General features: G+C 62.0%; 20 protein-coding genes. 11 read left to right on the forward strand and 9 right to left on the reverse strand.

Annotation, left to right across the window (positions count from 1 at the left end):
* Positions 1–226: 226 nt before the first annotated feature.
* Complete coding sequence (locus tag HX821_RS14945) at positions 227–706, reverse strand: Lrp/AsnC family transcriptional regulator (RefSeq protein ID WP_003194418.1); 480 nt, start codon at positions 704–706, stop codon at positions 227–229.
* A gap of 414 nt (positions 707–1,120) precedes the next feature.
* Here HX821_RS14945 and HX821_RS14950 point away from each other — a divergent pair, with 414 nt between their 5' ends.
* Positions 1,121–2,248 carry a DUF6515 family protein gene (locus HX821_RS14950; RefSeq protein WP_177035965.1) on the forward strand — a complete coding sequence of 376 codons (1,128 nt, stop codon included), beginning with the start codon at positions 1,121–1,123 and terminating at the stop codon, positions 2,246–2,248.
* Here HX821_RS14950 and HX821_RS14955 read toward each other — a convergent pair.
* A complete protein-coding gene (locus HX821_RS14955; protein WP_087693591.1) occupies positions 2,245–3,138 on the reverse strand; it encodes a cation diffusion facilitator family transporter in 894 nt (297 codons plus the stop codon). The genes HX821_RS14950 and HX821_RS14955 overlap by 4 nt on opposite strands.
* Positions 3,139–3,153: 15 nt before the next feature.
* Positions 3,154–3,573, reverse strand: coding sequence for a hypothetical protein (locus HX821_RS14960; protein ID WP_003215492.1), 420 nt, complete (start codon positions 3,571–3,573; stop codon positions 3,154–3,156).
* Between the two features lie 250 nt (positions 3,574–3,823).
* Here HX821_RS14960 and hrpB point away from each other — a divergent pair, with 250 nt between their 5' ends.
* Positions 3,824–6,331: an ATP-dependent helicase HrpB gene (hrpB, locus tag HX821_RS14965; protein WP_177035966.1), complete on the forward strand. Its 2,508-nt coding sequence runs from the start codon at positions 3,824–3,826 to the stop codon at positions 6,329–6,331.
* A 138-nt stretch (positions 6,332–6,469) separates the two neighbouring features.
* Here the strand turns inward: hrpB and HX821_RS14970 are convergent, their stop codons facing one another.
* A complete protein-coding gene (locus HX821_RS14970; RefSeq protein ID WP_177020954.1) occupies positions 6,470–7,558 on the reverse strand; it encodes an endonuclease/exonuclease/phosphatase family protein in 1,089 nt (362 codons plus the stop codon).
* 40 nt (positions 7,559–7,598) lie between these two features.
* Positions 7,599–8,258 (reverse strand): YciC family protein, encoded by a 660-nt coding sequence (locus HX821_RS14975; protein WP_003215498.1) that lies wholly within the window; start codon positions 8,256–8,258, stop codon positions 7,599–7,601.
* 179 nt (positions 8,259–8,437) lie between these two features.
* Here HX821_RS14975 and HX821_RS14980 point away from each other — a divergent pair, with 179 nt between their 5' ends.
* The 3 genes from HX821_RS14980 (at position 8,438) to HX821_RS14990 (ending at position 10,450) form a co-directional block, all read left to right on the forward strand.
* Positions 8,438–9,208: a DUF2076 domain-containing protein gene (locus HX821_RS14980; protein ID WP_008436594.1), complete on the forward strand. Its 771-nt coding sequence runs from the start codon at positions 8,438–8,440 to the stop codon at positions 9,206–9,208.
* Between the two features lie 129 nt (positions 9,209–9,337).
* Entirely contained in the window at positions 9,338–9,814 is a 477-nt protein-coding gene (locus HX821_RS14985) for an NYN domain-containing protein (RefSeq protein ID WP_003215502.1), read from the forward strand.
* 24 nt (positions 9,815–9,838) lie between these two features.
* Entirely contained in the window at positions 9,839–10,450 is a 612-nt protein-coding gene (locus tag HX821_RS14990; protein ID WP_003215504.1) for a PolC-type DNA polymerase III, read from the forward strand.
* A 148-nt stretch (positions 10,451–10,598) separates the two neighbouring features.
* On the opposite strand, the gene HX821_RS14995 is transcribed toward HX821_RS14990, so the two are convergent.
* Together HX821_RS14995 and HX821_RS15000 are read right to left on the reverse strand one after the other, a co-directional pair.
* On the reverse strand, positions 10,599–10,892 hold the full coding sequence (locus tag HX821_RS14995) for a DUF6124 family protein (protein ID WP_017477876.1): 294 nt from the start codon (positions 10,890–10,892) through the stop codon (positions 10,599–10,601).
* A 464-nt stretch (positions 10,893–11,356) separates the two neighbouring features.
* Entirely contained in the window at positions 11,357–11,818 is a 462-nt protein-coding gene (locus HX821_RS15000; protein ID WP_177035967.1) for an Lrp/AsnC family transcriptional regulator, read from the reverse strand.
* 160 nt (positions 11,819–11,978) lie between these two features.
* On the opposite strand from HX821_RS15000, the gene yedA reads away from it, so the two are divergent.
* The 3 genes from yedA to HX821_RS15015 all read left to right on the forward strand — a co-directional run bounded on the left by yedA (position 11,979) and on the right by HX821_RS15015 (position 14,984).
* The gene (yedA, locus tag HX821_RS15005) at positions 11,979–12,875 is read left to right on the forward strand and encodes a drug/metabolite exporter YedA (RefSeq protein WP_177021502.1); all 897 of its coding nucleotides are present in this window, start codon (positions 11,979–11,981) and stop codon (positions 12,873–12,875) included.
* 48 nt (positions 12,876–12,923) lie between these two features.
* Positions 12,924–14,261 (forward strand): DEAD/DEAH box helicase, encoded by a 1,338-nt coding sequence (locus HX821_RS15010; RefSeq protein ID WP_003215511.1) that lies wholly within the window; start codon positions 12,924–12,926, stop codon positions 14,259–14,261.
* A gap of 195 nt (positions 14,262–14,456) precedes the next feature.
* On the forward strand, positions 14,457–14,984 hold the full coding sequence (locus HX821_RS15015) for a hypothetical protein (RefSeq protein ID WP_256344190.1): 528 nt from the start codon (positions 14,457–14,459) through the stop codon (positions 14,982–14,984).
* A gap of 43 nt (positions 14,985–15,027) precedes the next feature.
* Here HX821_RS15015 and HX821_RS15020 read toward each other — a convergent pair whose 3' ends face one another.
* Together HX821_RS15020 and HX821_RS15025 are read right to left on the reverse strand one after the other, a co-directional pair.
* Entirely contained in the window at positions 15,028–16,272 is a 1,245-nt protein-coding gene (locus HX821_RS15020; protein ID WP_177021503.1) for a TIGR03862 family flavoprotein, read from the reverse strand.
* A 172-nt stretch (positions 16,273–16,444) separates the two neighbouring features.
* The gene (locus HX821_RS15025) at positions 16,445–17,365 is read right to left on the reverse strand and encodes a histone deacetylase (RefSeq protein WP_008436610.1); all 921 of its coding nucleotides are present in this window, start codon (positions 17,363–17,365) and stop codon (positions 16,445–16,447) included.
* A 76-nt stretch (positions 17,366–17,441) separates the two neighbouring features.
* Between HX821_RS15025 and HX821_RS15030 the strand changes: the two genes are divergently transcribed.
* From HX821_RS15030 to HX821_RS15040, 3 genes are read left to right on the forward strand one after another with little or no spacing between them, the layout of a single operon-like run.
* Complete coding sequence (locus tag HX821_RS15030; protein WP_003215518.1) at positions 17,442–18,011, forward strand: GNAT family N-acetyltransferase; 570 nt, start codon at positions 17,442–17,444, stop codon at positions 18,009–18,011.
* Between the two features lie 41 nt (positions 18,012–18,052).
* Entirely contained in the window at positions 18,053–18,922 is an 870-nt protein-coding gene (gene tesB / locus HX821_RS15035) for an acyl-CoA thioesterase II (protein ID WP_003215520.1), read from the forward strand.
* The gene (locus HX821_RS15040; protein WP_177021504.1) at positions 18,919–19,506 is read left to right on the forward strand and encodes an HAD family hydrolase; all 588 of its coding nucleotides are present in this window, start codon (positions 18,919–18,921) and stop codon (positions 19,504–19,506) included. The genes tesB and HX821_RS15040 overlap by 4 nt, the downstream gene beginning before the upstream one ends.
* Positions 19,507–19,574 lie beyond the last annotated feature (68 nt).

Genomic DNA, 19,574 nt, shown 5'->3' on the forward strand with positions numbered 1-19,574 from the left:
AGTTCATCGGGTCGTTTCCGGCTGGGGCAGGGCGCCGATTATACGCCAGGGCAATCGGCGCGACATTGACCTGCGTCGGTCTGCCGCAGACTTACCACCCTGCGGGAACACAGTCAAAATGTGGGAGCGGGCTTGCTCGCGAATGCGGTGGATCAGTCAGCACATTCGGTGCCTGGCACACCGCATTCGCGAGCAAGCCCGCTCCCACATTTGTTCCGCGCTGGTCTTAAGTGCGCAGGTGGGTCAGCGGCAGCTCGGTGCTGTTGAGCACCTGGTTCAGCACAAAGCTTGAACGCACGCTGGTGACGCCTTCGATGCGGGTCAGGTGGCCCAGCAGCAGCTTCTGGTAGTGATCCATGTCTGGCACCACCACTTTCAGCTGATAGTCGGCGTCCATCCCGGTCACCAGGCTGCACTCGAGTACTTGCGGCAAGGTGCGGATGGCCGCTTCGAAGTTCTCGAAACGTTCGGGGGTGTGTCGGTCCATGCCGATCAGCACGTAGGCCGTGAGACTCAGGCCGAGCATCTTGCGGTCGAGCAAGGCGACCTGGCGGGCGATGTAGCCGTCGTCTTCGAGTTGCTTGACCCGGCGTGAGCACGGCGAAGGCGACAGGCCGATGCGCTCGGCCAACTCCTGGTTGGAGATCCTCGCGTCGCGCTGCAATTCCGCCAAAATACTCAGGTCGTATCGGTCAAGTTTGCTCATGGGGCTGGCCTTTGTCGTAACTATTGCGGTGAATTATCTATCCAGGGTTAAAAATTGCGCAAGCACTGTTTATTGACGCAATCTTCGCAATCATCTGCCCGAGGCCGAGGCGTAGAGTTATCAACAGAATCACTGCCCGGACATACAGTCCACTGCAGCCCGCCAATAAGGCCGGCTGCGGCCGCCAACCCCACAGGGTTGCCCCGGCCCCCGGGCTGCACACTGTCCACAAGACTGCGTGAGGTGAGCCAACGTCAAAAGCGTTGAGCCAGGACGAAGTTCTCAAGGGGCGACCGACGGGTCGCCCCTTTTTATTGCCTGCGAAAATAGTTCTCGTGACTGATAACCTCTCGCAGAACCGGGCCCCGGTTTTCCAGTCTTACGTGTAGGCCCTAATCCGCAGTGAGGAATAGCATGAAGCGCATCTGGCGTTTGGCAGGTGTTGGTTTGCTGATGATGAGCGTTGGTGCGCAAGTGATGGCCGACGACCCGCCACGCCAGGAAGGCGGTGGTCAGCATGAAAGAGGCCCGGAAGGGCATCCAGGCAATAATCAGCCTCGGCCGCAGAACAACCAACCGCGACCACAAAATAGTCAACCGCGCCCTGTAGCCCCTCGGCCCGAGAACAATCAGCCGCGTCCGCAGAATCAGCATTTCGAAAACAATCAGCCACGGCCGCAGAACCAGAACATTGAGCGCCCGAACGGAGGTGGCCAGTGGCAAAGTCGCCCGCAAGGCAATCAACAGCAACCTCCGCACCCGGCGCCGCAGCCGGCCAATAACCTGCCGATCCAGGGTCGCCCGGATACCGTGCGCCAGACCCAGGAACCGCGTCAGGGCAATTACCAGGACATCCCGCGTCGCAACGACGGCAACCAGCATTGGCAGGCCGGCAATGGCGGCCAGGGTGGCCCGGGCCGGCCCGGCTTCAACGGGGGTAACGGCGGTGGCAATAACCACCCCAACGATCACCGCTGGCCAGGCCGCCCCGACGGGCACGGCAATGGCTGGGGCCCAGGCCCGCAATACCGTCCGGGTTACATCGTCGATCGCTTCCCCGACCGCAATTACCGCGTGCCGTATCGCGGGCAGGACTACTTCTTCTCGGGTGGCTACTGGTATCGCCCACAAGGCCCGCGCTATGTCGTCGTAACGCCGCCTTACGGGATTCGCGTGCAATACCTGCCCGACTACGCGCGGGAAGTGTGGGTGGGCAGTGCGCTGTTCTTCCTCGCCGCCGGTGCCTATTACACCTACGAAGAAAGCAGCCAGCAGTACGTTGTGGTGCAGCCGCCACCCGCCGCGCCAGCGCCGCAACCCGTGCCCCAGGGCAATGGTTATGACGTGGTGGCTTACCCGGCCAACGGCCAGTCACCGGCGCAGGTCCAGCAGGATGGTTACGACTGCTATCGCTGGGCGGTGCAGCAAAGTGGCTTTGACCCAAGGACCGTCACCTACGCCCCCGACCCGGCCGTGGTGCAAACCTACCGCCAGGCCCAGGGCAACTGCCTGAGCAGTCGCGGCTATCAGGTGCAGTACTAGGCCTTCGCGCCCTTGACCACTTCCTGCGGGTCGGCGTGCACCAGCACTTCGGCTCGCGGGTAGGCGTTGTGGATGGCATCGGCGGCCTGGTCGCTGATGCCATGGGCCACGGACAAACTCAATTCCCCCGGTAACTCCAGGTGCAACTGCACGAACCAGTGGCTGCCGGAAATCCGCGTGCGCAAGTCATGTGCACCGAGTACACCGGGCACACTGCACGCCAGTTCCAGCATGTGCTGGCTGACATCCGGCGGCAGTTCCTCGTCCATCAGCACCGAAAAACTTTCCCGGGCGATCTGGATGGCGCTCCACAAAATGTAGGCCGCGATGCCCAGGCCGAACCAGGCGTCCACCTGATGAAAACCAAACGCCGCCAGCACCAGCGCCACCAGGATGCTGCCGTTGAGCATCATGTCTGAGCGATAGTGCAGCGAGTCGGCGCGGATCGCGTTGGAGCCGGTTTCGCGGATCACCCGGTATTGCAGGATCAGCAGCGCCGCCGTCAACGCCAGGGACAGAACGATCACGCCAATACTCAGCCATGGCGCGCCCACAGGTTCCGGATGCTGCAAACGCTGGAACGCCTGGAAGGCGATCAACACCGCACTGCCGGCGATGAACAACGCCTGGGCCATGCCCGACAGGGATTCCGCCTTGCCATGGCCATAACGATGATCGTCATCCGCCGGGCGCAACGCGTAGTGCACGGCCAGCAAGTTGAGCAGCGAGGTAACGCCGTCGAGCAGCGAGTCGGTCAGCCCGGCGAGCATGCTCACCGAGCCGCTGAGCCACCAGGCGATGGCCTTGGTCACAATCAGCACACAGGCCACGCCGACGGAAGCGCGGGTGGCCAGGCGCAACAGCCGGGCGTGTTCGGGACTGGTGGTCATGGGGCGGGTCAGTCCTTAAGCGGCGGGTTGCAGGCCCAGGGTGGCGAGTTGTTGCACGCTGCCCTTGAACTGGATCATGCGCGGGTCGTCCAGCGGCAGATTGCGCCCGGTTTCTTTCTGGATGATGGTTTGCAGCTTGGCGTTATCGACCTTGCCGTCGGCGCCGATGGCTTGCTGGAGTTTTTCCGGAGCTACCTGGGCGGTTTTGCCCGGCTCGAAGTAGATCGCGCCGGTGGCGAAGTCGACACCAAAGGCGATCAGGCCCGGGATCACGTAGAACAGCAGGCCGACCGCATCGAGCACGGCAATTGCCGGGTCGATCTTGCCGTCGATCTGGCCCCGGCGGTCGGGGTAGAAAATCGAGCCGCAGGCCGTCAACTGGCTCAGCAGGGTGACGGCCAGAACACCGCCGATGACACGGGAAGCAACACGCATGGGACTCTCCTTGAACATAATGAAAGTGACTATAAGCCAGTCTACAAGGCGACGATGATCAAGTGTGGGAGCTGGCTTGCCTGCGATGGCGGTGGTTCAGTATCAGGGGTGTTGGCTGACACACCGCTATCGCAGGCAAGCCCGCTCCCACCTTTGACCGCATTCCAGTCAGTACGGGGCCGTGTCGTTGAGACCACCACCGACACCCGGCAGTTCGCCGTTATACTCGCCGCTCTGCTTTGGAGCCAGTATGAATTCGTTGCCAATCGATGATGTTTTACCTGCCCTGCGTGACGCCCTGGCGACGCGCCATGAAGCCGTGCTCGAAGCACCGCCCGGCGCCGGTAAAACCACGCGGGTGCCATTGGCGCTGTTGAATGAACCCTGGCTGGCCGGGCAAACCATCCTGATGCTCGAGCCCCGCCGCCTCGCCGCCCGTGCAGCGGCAGAAAGGCTGGCCAGCGAGTTGGGGGAAAAGGTCGGCGAAACCGTTGGCTACCGCATTCGCCTGGACAATAAGGTCGGCCCCAACACCCGTATTGAAGTGGTCACCGAAGGCATCCTCACTCGGCGCCTGCAGGATGACCCGGCACTCGACGGCGTGGGTTTGTTGATCTTCGACGAGTTCCACGAACGCAGCCTGGACGCCGATCTGGCGCTGGCCCTTAGTCTCAATGGTCGAGACCTGTTTCGCGACGAGCAGCCACTGAAGATCCTGCTGATGTCCGCCACCCTGGAAGGCGAACGCCTGGCCGGGTTGCTGGACAACGCGCCGATCCTGCGCAGCGAAGGGCGCATGTACCCGGTGCAGATGCGCTGGAGCCGGCCATTCCAGCCCGGTGAATTTATCGAACCGCGGTTGGTGCAGACCATCCTTGAAGCCCTGCATGATGAAACCGGCAGCGTGCTGGTGTTCCTGCCGGGGCAGGCCGAGATTCGTCGGGTTAATCAGCAATTGGCTGACGCGCTGGGCGATAACCCCGAGGTGCTGCTATGCCCGCTGCACGGCGAACTGGACCTGGCCGCCCAACGCGCCGCCATCGACCCGGCGCCCGCCGGCAAGCGCAAAGTGGTGCTGGCCACCAACATTGCCGAGACCAGCCTGACCATCAACGGCGTGCGCGTGGTGATCGACGCCGGGTTGGCGCGGGTCCCGCGTTTCGACCCGGGCAGCGGCATGACCCGTCTCGACACCCAGCGCATCTCTCGCGCCAGCGCCACCCAGCGTGCCGGCCGGGCAGGGCGACTGGAGCCGGGGGTGTGTTATCGGTTGTGGTCCGAGGATCAGCATGAAGGGCTGGCGGCGTATTCCAGTGCGGAAATTCTCTCGGCGGATCTTTCCGGTTTGGCCCTGCAATTGGGCCGCTGGGGCGTGGCGCCGACGCAGTTGGTATGGCTCGACGTTCCGCCCACCGCGGCTTATGCACAGGCCCAGGATTTGCTCGAGCGCCTCGGAGCGTTGAGCGATACCAAGCTGACCGCCCACGGCCAGAAAATGGCCGGGTTGCCGGCGCACCCGCGAATCGCTCATTTGCTGCTGCGTGGTCAGGATCTGGGCCTGGCGAGCATGGCCTGTGACGTGGCGGCACTGTTGGGTGAGCGCGATATCCTGCGTGGTGCCGGTGCGGATTTGCACAGCCGCCTGGCCCTGTTATCCGGTGAAGAAAAGGCCCGTGGCACCCAGGGCGGCGTGCAGCGTGCCCGGCAACTGGCGCGGCAGTACCGTGGCTATTTAAGAGGCAAGGCAGAGCAGCCGGTGGCTGATCCCGATCATCCGCGCTGGCTCGGCGCCTTACTGGCGCTGGCCTACCCGGACCGCGTCGCCCAGCAACGGCGGGCGGGCGGTGCCGAATACCGCCTCGCCAACGGCCGTGCCGCGTTGTTCGCCGAAGCCGACAGCCTGATGAAACAACCCTGGCTGGTGATTGCCGATCTGGGCAGCCGCCAGGGCCAGCGTGAAGAACGGATTTACCTCGCGGCGGATTTTGATCCGGCGTTGTTCGACTCGGTATTGGCCGAACAGGTGCGCAATGTCGACCAACTCGATTGGGACGAACGCGAGGGCGTGCTGCGGGCCGAACGCCAGCGCAAGGTCGGCGAACTGGTGCTCAGCCGCGAGCCGCTGACCGGCCTCGACGAATCCGCCCGCAGCCAGGCGCTGGTCAACCTGGTGCGGCGCAAAGGCCTGGAACTGCTGCCCTGGACCCCGGAGCTGCGCCAATGGCAGGCGCGGGTGATGCTGCTGCGTGGTCTGGATAGCGGCAAGGCCAGTGAATGGCCGGATGTCAGCGACAGCGCCTTGCTTGCCAGCCTGGAACACTGGTTGATGCCTTACCTGGGCAAGGTGTCGCGCCTGAGCCATTTCGCCAATCTGGATATTTCCAGCTTCCTGCATAACCTGCTGCCGTGGCCGTTGCCGGCGCGGTTGGACGAGCTGGCGCCGCACCATCTGAAGGTGCCGTCGGGCTCGTCGGTGCGGCTGGACTACAGCGAGCAGCCGCCGATTCTGGCGGTGCGCTTGCAGGAATTGTTCGGGCTGGCGGACACCCCACGGATTGCCGGCGGGCGGCAGGTGGTCAAGCTGCACCTGTTGTCGCCGGCCAGACGGCCCGTGCAGGTGACGCAGGACCTGGCGAACTTCTGGCGCAGTACTTACGCCGAGGTGAAGAAGGATTTGAAGGGGCGGTATCCGAAGCATTACTGGCCGGATGATCCGTTGATTGCTGAACCGACTGCCCGGATCAAGCCGAGAAAGTAAGTACATCGCAGATCTAATGTGGGAGCTGGCTTGCCTGCGATGGCATCACCTCGGTCTGTCGGATAGACCGAGGTGCCTGCATCGCGGGCAAGCCCGGCTCCCACACAAGCCAGCTCCCACACTGTTTTGCCGCGTGGCTTACTGCGCGGCGGGCAACAGGAACCGCGCAATCACCGGCAAATGATTGGAGATACGCACCGTATCGCTCTGGCGCACCTTGCTCTCAACCTTCTTGATGCGCGAGCTGTGGAACAGGTAATCCAGCGTACGGTCCGGCCCCTCTACGGTTGGGTCATTCGGGAAATACGTCAGCCACTGGTCCCGGTCAATCCCGCTGGATTGGCTGTTGCTCGGGATCATCGGGTACTTTTCCCACAGCAGGTGCAGCTCACTGTCCGGCGAGTATTGCCCGCGCTTGCCGGGGTCCAGGCGCAGGAACTGTCCCAGCGGCATCAGGTTGAAATCCCCACCCATCAGCCATGGCGTGCCGCGGCTCTCGAATTTATCCACCAGCTTGACGGTCGCCTGCACCTGTTCCAGCACGGCGTTGTGCCCGGGGGCCGCGCCGTCCAGGCGAGTATTGAGCACGGCCAGCTGGCCGCCATCGCTCAACGGCAGGTAGGTCAGCAATAACGCAGGTTTGGGCTGGAACTGACGGCTGATCAGGTTGGCGCGTGCTACCGGCAATTGCAGGCGCTCGGCGTGTTCGATCTGGTAGCGGCTCATGGTCACCAGCTTGCGACCGACGCTGCCGAAGATATGCAGGTCGGGCACGAAGTCGGCTTTCCAGTCGAAGGCCTGGGCGCTGCACGGGTAGAGGTCGGCCAGGCGCTCCTGGAGCAAGGCCAGTTGGTCCTGGTAGCTGGAAGGCTTGGCGCCTTCGTCGACTTCCTGCAACAGCAGGATGTCGGGCTGCTCGTCGCGGATCACCCGCGCCACTTCGTCGAGGCTTGAAGCCATGTCTTCAACGGTCGGGCGGTCGTCCGGGCCGCTGCCGTCCGGGGTGTCGTACCAGAACACGTAGTTCTTGCCCGCCAGGTACTGCACGTTCCAGGTCATGACCTTTAGCGCCTGCCCAGGCAGCAGGGTCGGCGCACGGGGCGCGACGCAGCGGATGGGCAGGGTTTCCTTGTCGGCAGGGCGCCAGGTCAGGCTGTAGATCAAGCCGGTCAGCAGGGCCGCGAGGATCAGCAGGCCCAGCAAGGTAATGCGCAGTAGTCGGGTCATCGGCTCGGCTTATGGCGTTGCAGGACAGGCCCGGAGCATATCACCGCGCGTCGGCGTCGCCACCAATCAACATGAACAGGCGGAACAACACCACGCTGGTGAACAGTTGCAGGAAGCTTTGTGCGCTGTCGATCAGCAGGCCCAGCAGCGGGTTCGGGTCCGGATAGACCGCCACGCTGGCGCCCTTGAGCAACCACAGCGGGGTCATCACGCACAGCAGGCACACCAGGATCCGCCAGAAATGCCCACGGGTCAGGCGCAGGCTTTCCTTCATGGCCGACAACGCCGACATGCCCCGCAGCACCAGCAGGTATTCGGCGAAAGCCAGCACCACCATCAGCCACAGGCCGGGCAGGAAATACAGCGACAGGCCCAGCAGGATCAGCAGCGTGCTGATTGCCGTCAGCAAGGCAAAGCGCGGCCACAGGGTCAGGGCCATGGCCAGCACATCCAGGGTGCGCGGCGATTCTCCCCGCGTGCGGGCGTCGAGGAACAGGATCAGTGCGCCGGTGTACAGCGGGTACACCAGCAGCCCGATCACCACGCTGTAACCGGGAAACGCATCTGGGCCGAGCGTGTGGTCGAGCACCTGTTGCAGCAGGGCTTCGAGGATCACCAGTGGCAGGCACAACTGCACGATGGCGCCCAGGTTGCGCTTGAAAAAGAAGAAGGAGTCGCGCAATACGTCTAACGGATTCATCAGGGTCTTCACAGGCCGAAAAGCAAGGGCGTTACTTTAACCGATCATGAGCAGATGCAAGCAAACGTAAACCTTGCGTAAAGACCATTGAAACAATCAGCAACAGCCCCATAACTGGGTTGTACCTTGCACATCGTGCGCAAGGCGAAGATTTCTACCGGCAATCTAACGAGGTCGCCATGAACAGCGAAGAACAAACCCTGATCGACGGACTGTTTTCACGGTTGCAGCAAGCCGAAACGGACTCAGCCCCCCGCGACGCCCAGGCTGAAGCGCGGATCAAGGAACACGTCACTCGCCAACCGGCCGCTGCGTACTACATGACCCAGTCGATTCTGGTGCAAGAGCACGCGATCAAGAGCCTCGATGCGCAGAACAAGCAGCAGGCCCAGCAGATCCAGGAGTTGCAGGACCAACTGCAACAGGCCAGGTCCCAGGCGGCGCAGCCTGCACCGAGCAGTGGCGGTTTCCTGTCGAGCATTTTCGGCGGCGGTTCCCGTGACCCGCAGCCGACCCAGAGCGCACCTGCGTCGTCGGGCGGTGGCTGGCGTGAACCGGCGCGTCCGTCGTTTGGCGGGCAACCTGCGCCGCAGCAGAACTACGGTGCTCCCCAGCAGAACTATCAGCAGCCCCAACAGGCACCCGCAGCGCCGATTGGCAGCGGTTTCCTCGGCGGCGCCCTGAAAACCGCAGCTGGCGTGGCCGGTGGTGTGATGCTGGCAGAAGGCATCAGCAGCCTGTTCAGCCACAACTCGCAACAACCGCAAGTGGTTGAAGAGATCATCCGCGAAGAGCCGGCCCCGGCCAGCGACAACGGCAACTGGGGCAACGACGACCAGAAATATGCCGGCAACGACAGCTGGGGCAGCGACAACGCCTCCGACAGCTTCGCCGACAACGACTATTCCGACGACTCCTCCTCCTTTGGCGACGACGATTCCTTCGTCTGACCCACACTCAACCGGGGCGCTTCGTCGCCCCGGGCTGATTTTTCTCGGAAACTCCCTTGTGGCTGGCATACTGGCAACCTTTCCGGGCCCTTGAGTCCGGGGTCCATGCGCGTGTCATGAGGATTTGCGGTGAAAAAGATAGCCGTGTTCGCCGATGTACAAAACCTCTACTACACCGTGCGCCAGGCGTACGGCTGTCACTTCAACTACGCCGCCCTGTGGGCTGACATCAGCCAGCGCGGGCAGATTGTCGAGGCGTATGCCTATGCCATCGACCGTGGCGACAGCAAGCAACAGCAGTTCCAGCAGATCCTGCGCAACCTGGGTTTTACCGTGAAGCTCAAGCCTTACATCCAGCGCAGCGACGGCTCGGCCAAGGGCGACTGGGACGTGGGCATCACCATCGACATCATGGACGCCGCCGCCCATGTCGACGAAGTGGTGCTGGCCTCCGGCGACGGTGATTTCGACATGCTGCTGGACCGCATCATCAGCAAGCACGGCGTCGAAGCCGTGGCCTACGGCGTGCCGGGGCTGACGGCCAACTCATTGATACGCGCCGCCAGCCGCTACGTGCCGATCGAAGGCGCGTTGCTGCTTAAATAGATTTTTGACGGAGTTGGAACAGGTTTGGAACGTATAGCGGTCATCGACTTTGAAACCACCGGCATCCAGCCGAGCAGCAGCTGCCGGGCCACGGAAATCGCCGTGGTCATCCTGGAGCAGGGCCAGATCGTGGACCGCTACCAGAGCCTGATGAACGCTGGTGTGCGTGTGCCGGGGTTTATCGAGCAACTGACCGGCATCAGCAACGCCATGCTGCGCACCGCACCGTCGGCGGAGCGGGTGATGAACGAGGTGAACGAGTTTGTCGGCACCACGCCGCTGCTGGCCCACAACGCCGCGTTTGACCAGAAGTTCTGGGATTTCGAGCTGGGGTTGATCCGGCGTACGCGTTTGCAGAAATTTGCCTGTTCGTTGCTGCTGGCGCGACGCTTGATGCCGGCGGCGCCGAACCACAAGCTGGGTACCCTGACCTCGTTTGCCCAACTGCCCCACACCGGCAAGGCCCACCGGGCGATGGCGGACGCGGAGATGGCGGCGAACCTTACCGCTCACCTGGCCGAGGAACTGCGTCGCACCCACGGGTTGCGGGAGTTGTCACACGAATTGCTGTGCAGCTTGCAGAAGGTTCCGGCGGCGAAGATCAATGATCATCTGAAGAAGCATCGCGGGTTCTAAGTCGCTTGAGCGGAACTCCATCTTCAACATGACAAAGATCCAAATGTGGGAGCGGGCTTGCTCGCGAATACGGAGTATCAGCAAACACATGCGCTGACTGACACACCGCATTCGCGAGCAAGCCCGCTCCCACATTAGTTTTGCGGTGTTATCGAGGCTGTAAGCAGTCCAGCGACCGATCCACCACCACCTTCGCCATCTCCACCAAATGCATCACCGCCCGCTGCTGCCCGTTCATCGGCTCGCCGGGTATCTGTGCGGTTGCCACGGCGCAATGCAGCAAATCGGCCGCCCGTGCCAGGGCGTCTTCGAAACTCATGTTGTCGTTCAGCACGAACGGTGCGCCGTCCGGGGCGGAGGCTTTGAGGTAGTAATCGATGGCGCGGCGGGTGAGCGGGCTGTCGCTGCAAAATTCTGGTGGATCGGGGGTGACTTTGACCATGGTGGAACTCCTTTGAGGTAAGAAGCTATCACCGTTCGCTTGCACGCGAATGAAGGTGGCAGCTGTACGCAGGTGTGCAAGACCGGGGCAAAGGAAAACCCGGCAGATCCGAGGACCTCCCGCGCACAGCCGCCATAACAGATAACGTCGGACGTTGAGGAGTAGGGCGTCTGTATATCCTTGCCAGTCGGACTTGCACGTCCGGTCGTCGATTGTTCGATGACCGAGCGAGACTAGCTACCTGATCCGGCCGAAACAAGGCGGTTGGATTTTCTAGGAAAGGTCCTGCAAATGAAAGGGATCCGTCTTGCTGGCCCTAAAAAGTGTGCCCGTGGCGATCGTTCCCACGCTCCGCGTGGGAATGCCGCCCTGGACGCTCTGCGTCCGCTCTTGAAGTCGTGACGCAGAGCGTCACCGGATGCGTTCCCACGCAGAGCGTGGGAACGAGCTGCCGAGCGGCGTGTTCAGTTGCTACTCTTCCCATTCCCCTCCAACTGCCCCAACGGCACCCGCCGCTCTATCGCGCTCGACAAGATGATCGAGGTCTTGCTGAACCCGAATTTCGCCACCCGATTGATCAGGTTCTCCAGCTCCGGCATCGAGCCCACCGCCGCCTGCATGATCACGCACGGATCGCCCGTCACCCGATGGCATTCAGTCAACTCGGGAATTTCCGACAGCGCGTCGTAAACCTTCTGGCTCCCATGATTGGTCAACCGCAACTCAATCACGCACTGGATCGGCAACCCCACCTTCGACAGGTCGACCTTGGCCTGATACCCGGTAATCACACCACTGGCTTCCAGTTTCGCCACTCGCTCAGCCACGGCGGGCGCGGACAGGTTCACGGTGCGCGCCAGTTGCGCGTAGGACGCGCGGCCGTCTTCCAGCAGGGCGCTGAGAAGCATACGGTCGTATTTGTCCATGATAAGGCTCCGGGAATGCATAGCTTTCGAAAGCACGGTTTATAGCCTTGATAACCATGTTTTGAAAAGTGTACTGGCGCTTTAAACAGGTTTTGTAACTTATGTTTACGGCCGGGGATTTCTAAAATAACGCTCCCTTGTCCTGCCACAGAGCTGCCCAATGCCTGGCCCACGTCGCTTTCCCTTACCGTTGATCGCCGCCTTTTTTGCGTTGTATGTGATCTGGGGGTCTACCTACCTGGTGATTCGCATTGGTGTGGAGTACTGGCCGCCGCTGTTGCTGGCGGGGATTCGCTTTATGACGGCGGGCGCGCTGATGTATGCCTTCCTGCGCTGGCGTGGGGCCCCGGCGCCGACGTGGGTGCAGTGGAAGGCCGCCGGCAAGATCGGCATTTTGCTGCTGACCTTCGGTAACGGTGCGGTCAGTGTGGCCGAACATACGGGCGTGGCTTCCGGCGTGGCCGCGTTGGCGGTGGCGACGGTGCCGTTGTTCACCTTGCTCTGTGGTTATTTCTGGGGCGCGCGTAATACCCGTCTGGAATGGGCCGGGGTGGTGCTGGGGATTATCGGTATCGCCATGCTCAATATGGGCTCCAACCTGCAATCGAGCCCCACCGGTGCGGCCTTGCTGATTTTTGCGGCGGCGGCCTGGGCCTTTGGTTCGGTGTGGAGCAAGCATTTGCCGCTGCCTCAAGGCGCGATGGCCAGTGCGGCGGAGATGCTGATCGCAGGTTTCGTGCTGCTGTTGCTCAGTGCCGTCAGCGGCGAACACCTGCAAGCCATGCCGCCGCTGGAAGGCTGGCTGGCCCTGGCGTACTTGACCGTGTTCGGCTCGATCATCGCCTTCAATGCCTATATGTACCTGCTCAAGCACGTACGCCCGGCGGCGGCCACCAGCTATGCCTACGTCAACCCGGCGGTGGCGGTGTTGCTCGGGATTGTGTTTGTCGGTGAGACCATCGGCATGGAAGAAGCCCTGGCAATGTTGGTGATTATCAGCGCGGTGCTGCTGATCAGCCTGCCACAGTGGCGAAAGCCAAAACCGGAAATAAGGTAAACTGCCGCGCATTGCGACCTTGCGCTGACTTTTTCCTACGGTATTTCCATGACTTTCGCCACACTTGGCCTGATCGAACCCTTGCTGCGCGCCCTTGAGACGCTTGGCTACCAGACCCCGACGCCGGTGCAGGCGCAAGCCATTCCGGCGGTGCTGGCAGGCCGTGACCTGATGGCTGCGGCCCAGACCGGCACCGGCAAGACCGCCGGTTTCGCCGTGCCGCTGCTGCAACTGCTGACCATGGAAGGGCCGAAAGTCAGCGCCAACTCGGTGCGCGCGCTGATCCTGTGCCCGACCCGCGAACTGGCCGAGCAGGTTCATGCGAGCGTCGCCGAGTACGCCCAAAACGTGCCGCTGACCACTTACGCCGTGTACGGCGGCGTGAGCATCAACCCGCAGATGATGAAGCTGCGCAAAGGCGTTGATGTGCTGGTCGCCACCCCTGGCCGCCTGATCGACCTGTTCCGCCAGAACGCGCTGAAACTCAACCAGCTGCAAACCCTGGTGCTGGATGAAGCCGACCGCATGCTCGACCTGGGCTTCTCCGAAGAACTGGCGAACATCTACCGCATGCTGCCGAAAAAACGCCAGACCTTGCTGTTCTCCGCAACCTTCTCCGACGAGATCCGCCAGTTGGCCGGGCAGATGCTCAACGACCCGCTGACCGTCGAAGTCAGCCCGCGCAACGTCGCCGCCAACACCGTCAAGCAATGGGTGGTGCCGGTGGACAAGAAGCGCAAGGCCGAGCTGTTTGTGCACCTGATGCGCAAGGGCCGCTGGAAGCAGGTGCTGGTGTTCGCCAAGACCCGTAACGGTGTGGACGCGCTGGTGGAAAAACTCCAGGGCCTGGGCATCAATGCCGACGGGATTCACGGCGACAAGCCACAAGCCACGCGCCAGCGTGCGCTGGATCGCTTCAAGAGCAGCGACGTGCAGATCCTGGTGGCCACCGACGTGGCGGCCCGTGGCCTGGATATCGAAGACTTGCCGCTGGTGGTCAATTTTGACCTGCCGATCGTGGCCGAGGACTACATCCACCGCATCGGCCGTACCGGTCGTGCGGGCAACACCGGCGAGGCGATTTCCCTGGTGTGCGCCGATGAAGTGAACATGCTGTCGGCCATCGAGATGCTGACCCGTCAGACGTTGACCCGGAAGATGGAGCAGGACTTCGAACCGGAGCACCGTGTGCCGGATACCGATGCCACTGGTCAGGTGGTGAAGAAGCCGAAAAAGCCGAAGAAACCCAAGGCTTCGGGCGGCGGTGGTGGCAAGCGCAACCTGGGCAAGTGGGTGGACAGCGGGGAGGCGACGCCGGTCGAGCCTTCGATCAAGCCAGTGCGTAAGGTGCCCGTGTTTAACACCGGGCCGCGGAAAAAGAAGTAGGGCTTGTTGGTTATCAAGTAAACGCATAGTGACTACCGTGAGCGGAGCAATTCCGCTCGCGTCAAGTTGTGCCTCGTCATCCTTGATGAGTTATTGCTTGTGATTTGGATATTTTTTGTAATTGTCGCCGTGTTTAAGTGCTGGAACTTAAAATGCTTCATTTCCACTGAGGTTGAGTCAGAAACTGATTTCTGAATGACGAACTTAGATGGAGATGTAGATATGGCTGTGTTTTTAGTACCTTTTGTTTTGCCGGTCCTGGCGGCGGCGGGCATTATCGGCGGCGTTGTTGTAGACGGCGAAATCAAGAAAGGCAAGGCCGCTGACGAGAAAGCTTTCAAGCAGGTAGAGTTGCGTGTGGCCGAATTAAGGTCCCGGGTTGAAGACCATGCGGCGCGCGGCGAGTATGGGCAGGCAATCCATTCGTTCAGAGAGTTGATGTCGTTGTATGAGGCTAATTATTCGATCAGTCCTGAGATAAGGGCGCCATTGGATAAGTATCTACAGGATATGCTTTATACCAGTCAGGAAGAGGGCCAGAAACTCAGCTACGCCTTCAAGCAGGAATGGAGCGATTTGAAACACGGCGATCCTTCCAGACTCTTCAGTGCGTATTCAGGTTATATAGAAAATCTGAAAATTTTACTGCCTGAAGAGGATGCTTTCCTGCAGAAGCAAGTAACAGCTTTTAAACGTGCCTATCCCGATCTAACAGCCAGTTGAGTCAGAGGTAACTTTGCTGCCGGGCGGTGATGGGGTGAGTGGGTCATGCCGGGGTGGCCGGCCTCAACCACTCAAGAATACCGCGCCCTGCCGCCTGCCCGCTGGCAAAACACCCCGTCAGCAAATACCCGCCCGTCGGCGCTTCCCAGTCCAGCATCTCGCCTGCGCAAAAAACGCCCGGCAATTGCTTGATCATCAAGCGTTCATCCAGCGCCTCAAACGGCACGCCGCCTGCGGTACTGATGGCTTCATCCATTGGCCGGGTTTTCACCAGCGTCAGCGGCAGCGCCTTGATATCCACCGCCAGCTGCGCCGGATCATTGAAGTGCTCCGCCGGTGACAGCTCGCGCAAAAGCGCCGCCTTCACCCCATCCAGTCCCAACTGACTGTGCAAATGCTTGCTCATCGAGCGTGAGCCGCGCGGCTTGCTCAGCGCTGCGATCACCTTGTCCAGTGGCTTACTCGGCAACAGGTCAATGTGCACCGTGGCCGATCCATCCCGGTTGATCGCCTCACGAATCGGTGCCGACAACGCATAGATCAGGCTGCCTTCGATACCCGTGGCGGTGACCACACATTCCCCCAGCCGTGGCTTGTCGTCTGCCAGGCCAATGGCGACGTTTTTCAGCGGTGCCCCGGCGAATTTGCTGACCATCAACTCGCTCCAGGCCGACACCTCGAAGCCACAGTTGCTCGGTTGCAACGCCGCGTAAGGCACGCCTTTGTCTTCCAGCAACTTCAGCCACGCCCCATCCGAGCCCAAGCGCGACCAACTGCCGCCGCCCAAGGCCAGCAACACTGCATCACCGCGTACGCTTTTGTCGCCCTCGGGGCTGTGGATAAGCAGGCTGCCGTCGGCATTCCAGCCCAGCCAGCGATGGCGGGTGTGGATAACTACGCCGTGGTCGCGCAGGCGCTTGAGCCAGGCCCGCAGCAGCGGGGCGGCTTTCATGTCAGTAGGAAACACCCGGCCGGAGCTGCCGATAAAGGTTTCAATCCCCAGCCCGTGTATCCATTCGCACAACGCATCGGCACCGAACTGGCGCAGCAACGGCGCCATGCACGGCGCCCGCTCGGCATAGCGCGCCAGAAACGCCGGGTACGGTTCGGAATGGGTGATGTTCATGCCGCCCACGCCCGCCAGCAGGAACTTGCGGCCTACCGAGGGCATACCGTCGTACAGGTCGACCCGGATCCCGGCCTGGCTCAACACTTCGGCGGCCATCAGCCCCGCCGGGCCGCCGCCGATGATGATGACGTGTTGAGATGGGGTTTGAGTCTGGGGCATGGGGATAACTGCGGTTCGGCAAAGTAGGCCGAGCATTCTACCCGAGGATGCTCATGCTGCCTGATCAAAAAACATACAGCCTTCTGCAGGCCAGGCGGCTTATGGCCTGCAGGGGCTTTCACTCAGGTTATCCACAGGCAGTTCCACAGCGATTGTGGGTAACGCGCATAACTCAATGACAGCCTGATGACGTCCAGACGCGCTGCGCGCTGTGGTGCAGGATCCCGTGGCGACGGGCCAGGGCAGGACGGTCTTTGCTGTAGCCGCCGCCGATCACCCCGACCACCGGAATATCGCGGCCCAGGCAGTGGCGCATCACGCTTTCATCGCGGGCGGCGACGCCTTGGTCTGTCAGCTTGAGGTAGCCGAGGGCGTCGTCCTTGTGCACATCCACGCCGGCGTCATACAGCACCAGGTCGGGCTGATACAGCGGCAGCAGGTAGTTGAGGGCATCGTCGACCACCTTGAGGTAGTCCGCGTCGCCCATGCCCATCGGCAGCGGGATGTCCCAGTCGCTTTGCGCCTTGCGCGCGGGGAAGTTCTTTTCGCAGTGCAGGGACACGGTGATTGCATCCGGGGTGTCGTGGAGGATGCGTGCGGTGCCGTCGCCCTGGTGCACGTCGCAGTCGAAGATCAGCACCCGGTTGACCCGCCCGCTGGCCAGCAGGTAATGGCTGATCACGGCCAGGTCATTGAAGATGCAGAAACCCGCCGGGTAATCGTAGTGGGCGTGGTGGGTGCCGCCGGCCAGGTGGCAGGCCAGGCCGTGTTCCAGGGCCTGCTCGGCGGCCAGCAACGAACCGCCCACCGCGCGCACGGTGCGCCGGGCCAGGGCTTCGCTCCAAGGCAGGCCAAGGCGCCGTTGGTCTTCGCGCGACAACTCGCCGCTCATGTAGCGTTCGATATACCCAGGTTCATGGGCCAGGGCCAGAATCTCGGCGGGGCAGAGTTCCGGGCGCAGCAGTTGGCTGTCCCGTGTCAGGCCGCTCTCCACCAGATGGTCACGCAACAGGCGGAATTTATCCATGGGGAAGCGGTGGTCTGCCGGGAACTCGGGGCTGTAGTCGTCGTGGTAGATCAATGGCAAGGGCATGGCGATTTCTGACGGGAACCAGCGACGGATCTTAACAGCGCGTTACACTCACGCACATGGCAAGGGAGGGGGACCAATGGAGCCGATACTGCAATTGGAAAGCGCACGCCTGGTGCTGCGCCAATGGAGCGATGCCGACTTGCCGGAGTTTGCGCGCATGTGCGCCGACCCGCAGGTGATGCGGTATTTCCCGGCCACCTTGAGCCGCCTGGAAAGTGCTGCGCTGATCGGGCGTATTCGCGGCCATTTTGCCGAGTACGGTTTTGGCCTGTGGGCGTTGCAGCGCAAGGACAGCGGCGAGTTCATCGGCCTCACCGGCTTGCTGAATGTGAGCTTCGAGGCCCCGTTCACTCCGGCGGTGGAGATCGGCTGGCGCCTGGCCAGGGAACACTGGGGCCTGGGTTACGCCAGCGAAGCCGCCTGGACTGCTCTGCGCTGTGGTTTCGACCGGCTGAAGCTGGACGAAATCGTTTCGTTTACCACTGAAGCCAATCTGCCATCACAAAAAGTCATGCAGGCCATCGGTATGCATTACGATCCCCTGGCAGATTTTGAACACCCCAAGGTCGCAGCCGATGACCCCTTGCGGCATCATGTGTTGTATCGCATCACCCGCGCCCAATGGTTGGACACGCTGCACGGATAAGCAGCCCGGAATGCCCAATAGATTGTTGTAGGAGATGCTCTATGAGCCAAGTGTTGGAAGATCTGGTGGACCTGCTGACCCTGGAACCGATCGAGGAAAACCTCTTTCGCGGCCGCAGCCAGGACCTGGGCTTTCGCCAGCTGTTCGGCGGCCAGGTGCTCGGCCAGTCGCTGTCGGCAGCCAGCCAGACCGTTGAAGAGGCGCGGCATGTGCATTCGTTGCACGGTTACTTCCTGCGCCCCGGCGATGCGGCGTTGCCGGTGGTGTATTCGGTTGACCGGGTGCGCGATGGCGGCAGTTTCAGCACGCGCCGGGTGACGGCGATCCAGAAGGGCAACCCGATCTTCACCTGCAGCGCTTCGTTCCAGTACGACGAAGAAGGCTTCGAGCACCAGACCACCATGCCCGTGGTGGTCGGCCCGGAGAACCTGCCGTCGGAGCTGGAGCTGACCCAGCAGCGCGCGCACCTGATTCCCGAGCACATGCGCGAAAAGCTGCTGTGCCCCAAGCCGATCGAAGTAAGGCCGGTGACCGAGAAAGACCCGTACAACCCGCAGCCGTCCGACCCGGTCAAATACGTGTGGTTTCGTGCGGACGGCGCCCTGGCCGACTCGCCGGCGCTGCACAAATACCTGCTGGCCTACGCTTCGGACTTCGGCCTGCTGACCACCTCGCTGCTGCCCCACGGCAAGACCGTGTGGCAGAAAGACATGCAAGTCGCCAGCCTCGACCACGCGCTGTGGTTCCACGCCGACCTGCGTGCCGATGACTGGTTGCTCTACGCCATGGACAGCCCATGGGCCGGCAATTCCCGTGGGTTCTCCCGGGGCAGCGTGTACAACCGCGCCGGGCAACTGGTGGCATCGGTTACCCAGGAAGGCTTGATTCGTCATCGCAAGGATTGGGCATGAGCCTCAGTGATGTGAAGCACTGGGTGTTCGACATGGATGGCACCCTGACGGTGGCCGTGCATGATTTTGCGGCGATCCGCGTGGCCCTGGATATTCCGGCGACTGACGACATTCTTACGCACCTGGCGGCGTTGCCCGCCGATGAAGCAGCGGCCAAGCATGCGTGGTTGCTTGCGCATGAGCGTGAGTTGGCGCTGGGTTCGGTGGCGGCGGAGGGGGCGGTGGAGTTGGTGCGGGAATTGGCCGGGCGGGGTTATCGCCTGGGCATCCTGACGCGCAATGCGCGGGAGCTGGCCCATGTGACATTGCAGGCGATTGGCCTGGCGGACTGCTTTGCAGCCGAGGATGTGCTGGGGCGTGATGATGCGCCGCCCAAGCCTGACCCGGGTGGTTTGTTGAAGCTGGCGCGAGCGTGGGAAGTGGCGCCGCAAGAGATGGTGATGGTCGGTGATTACCGGTTTGATCTGGATTGCGGGCGGGCGGCGGGGACGAAGACTGTGCTGGTCAATCTGCCGGAAAACCCGTGGCCGGAGCTGGCGGATTGGCATGCTGAAGATTGCGCGGTATTGCGCCGGATGATTTAGTCCGGTCGATGAAAATCCAATGTGGGAGCGGGCTTGCTCGCGAACGCGGTGTGTCAGTCAATACATAG

The organism is Pseudomonas sp. B6001 (genome assembly GCF_013386015.1).
GTDB lineage: Bacteria > Pseudomonadota > Gammaproteobacteria > Pseudomonadales > Pseudomonadaceae > Aquipseudomonas.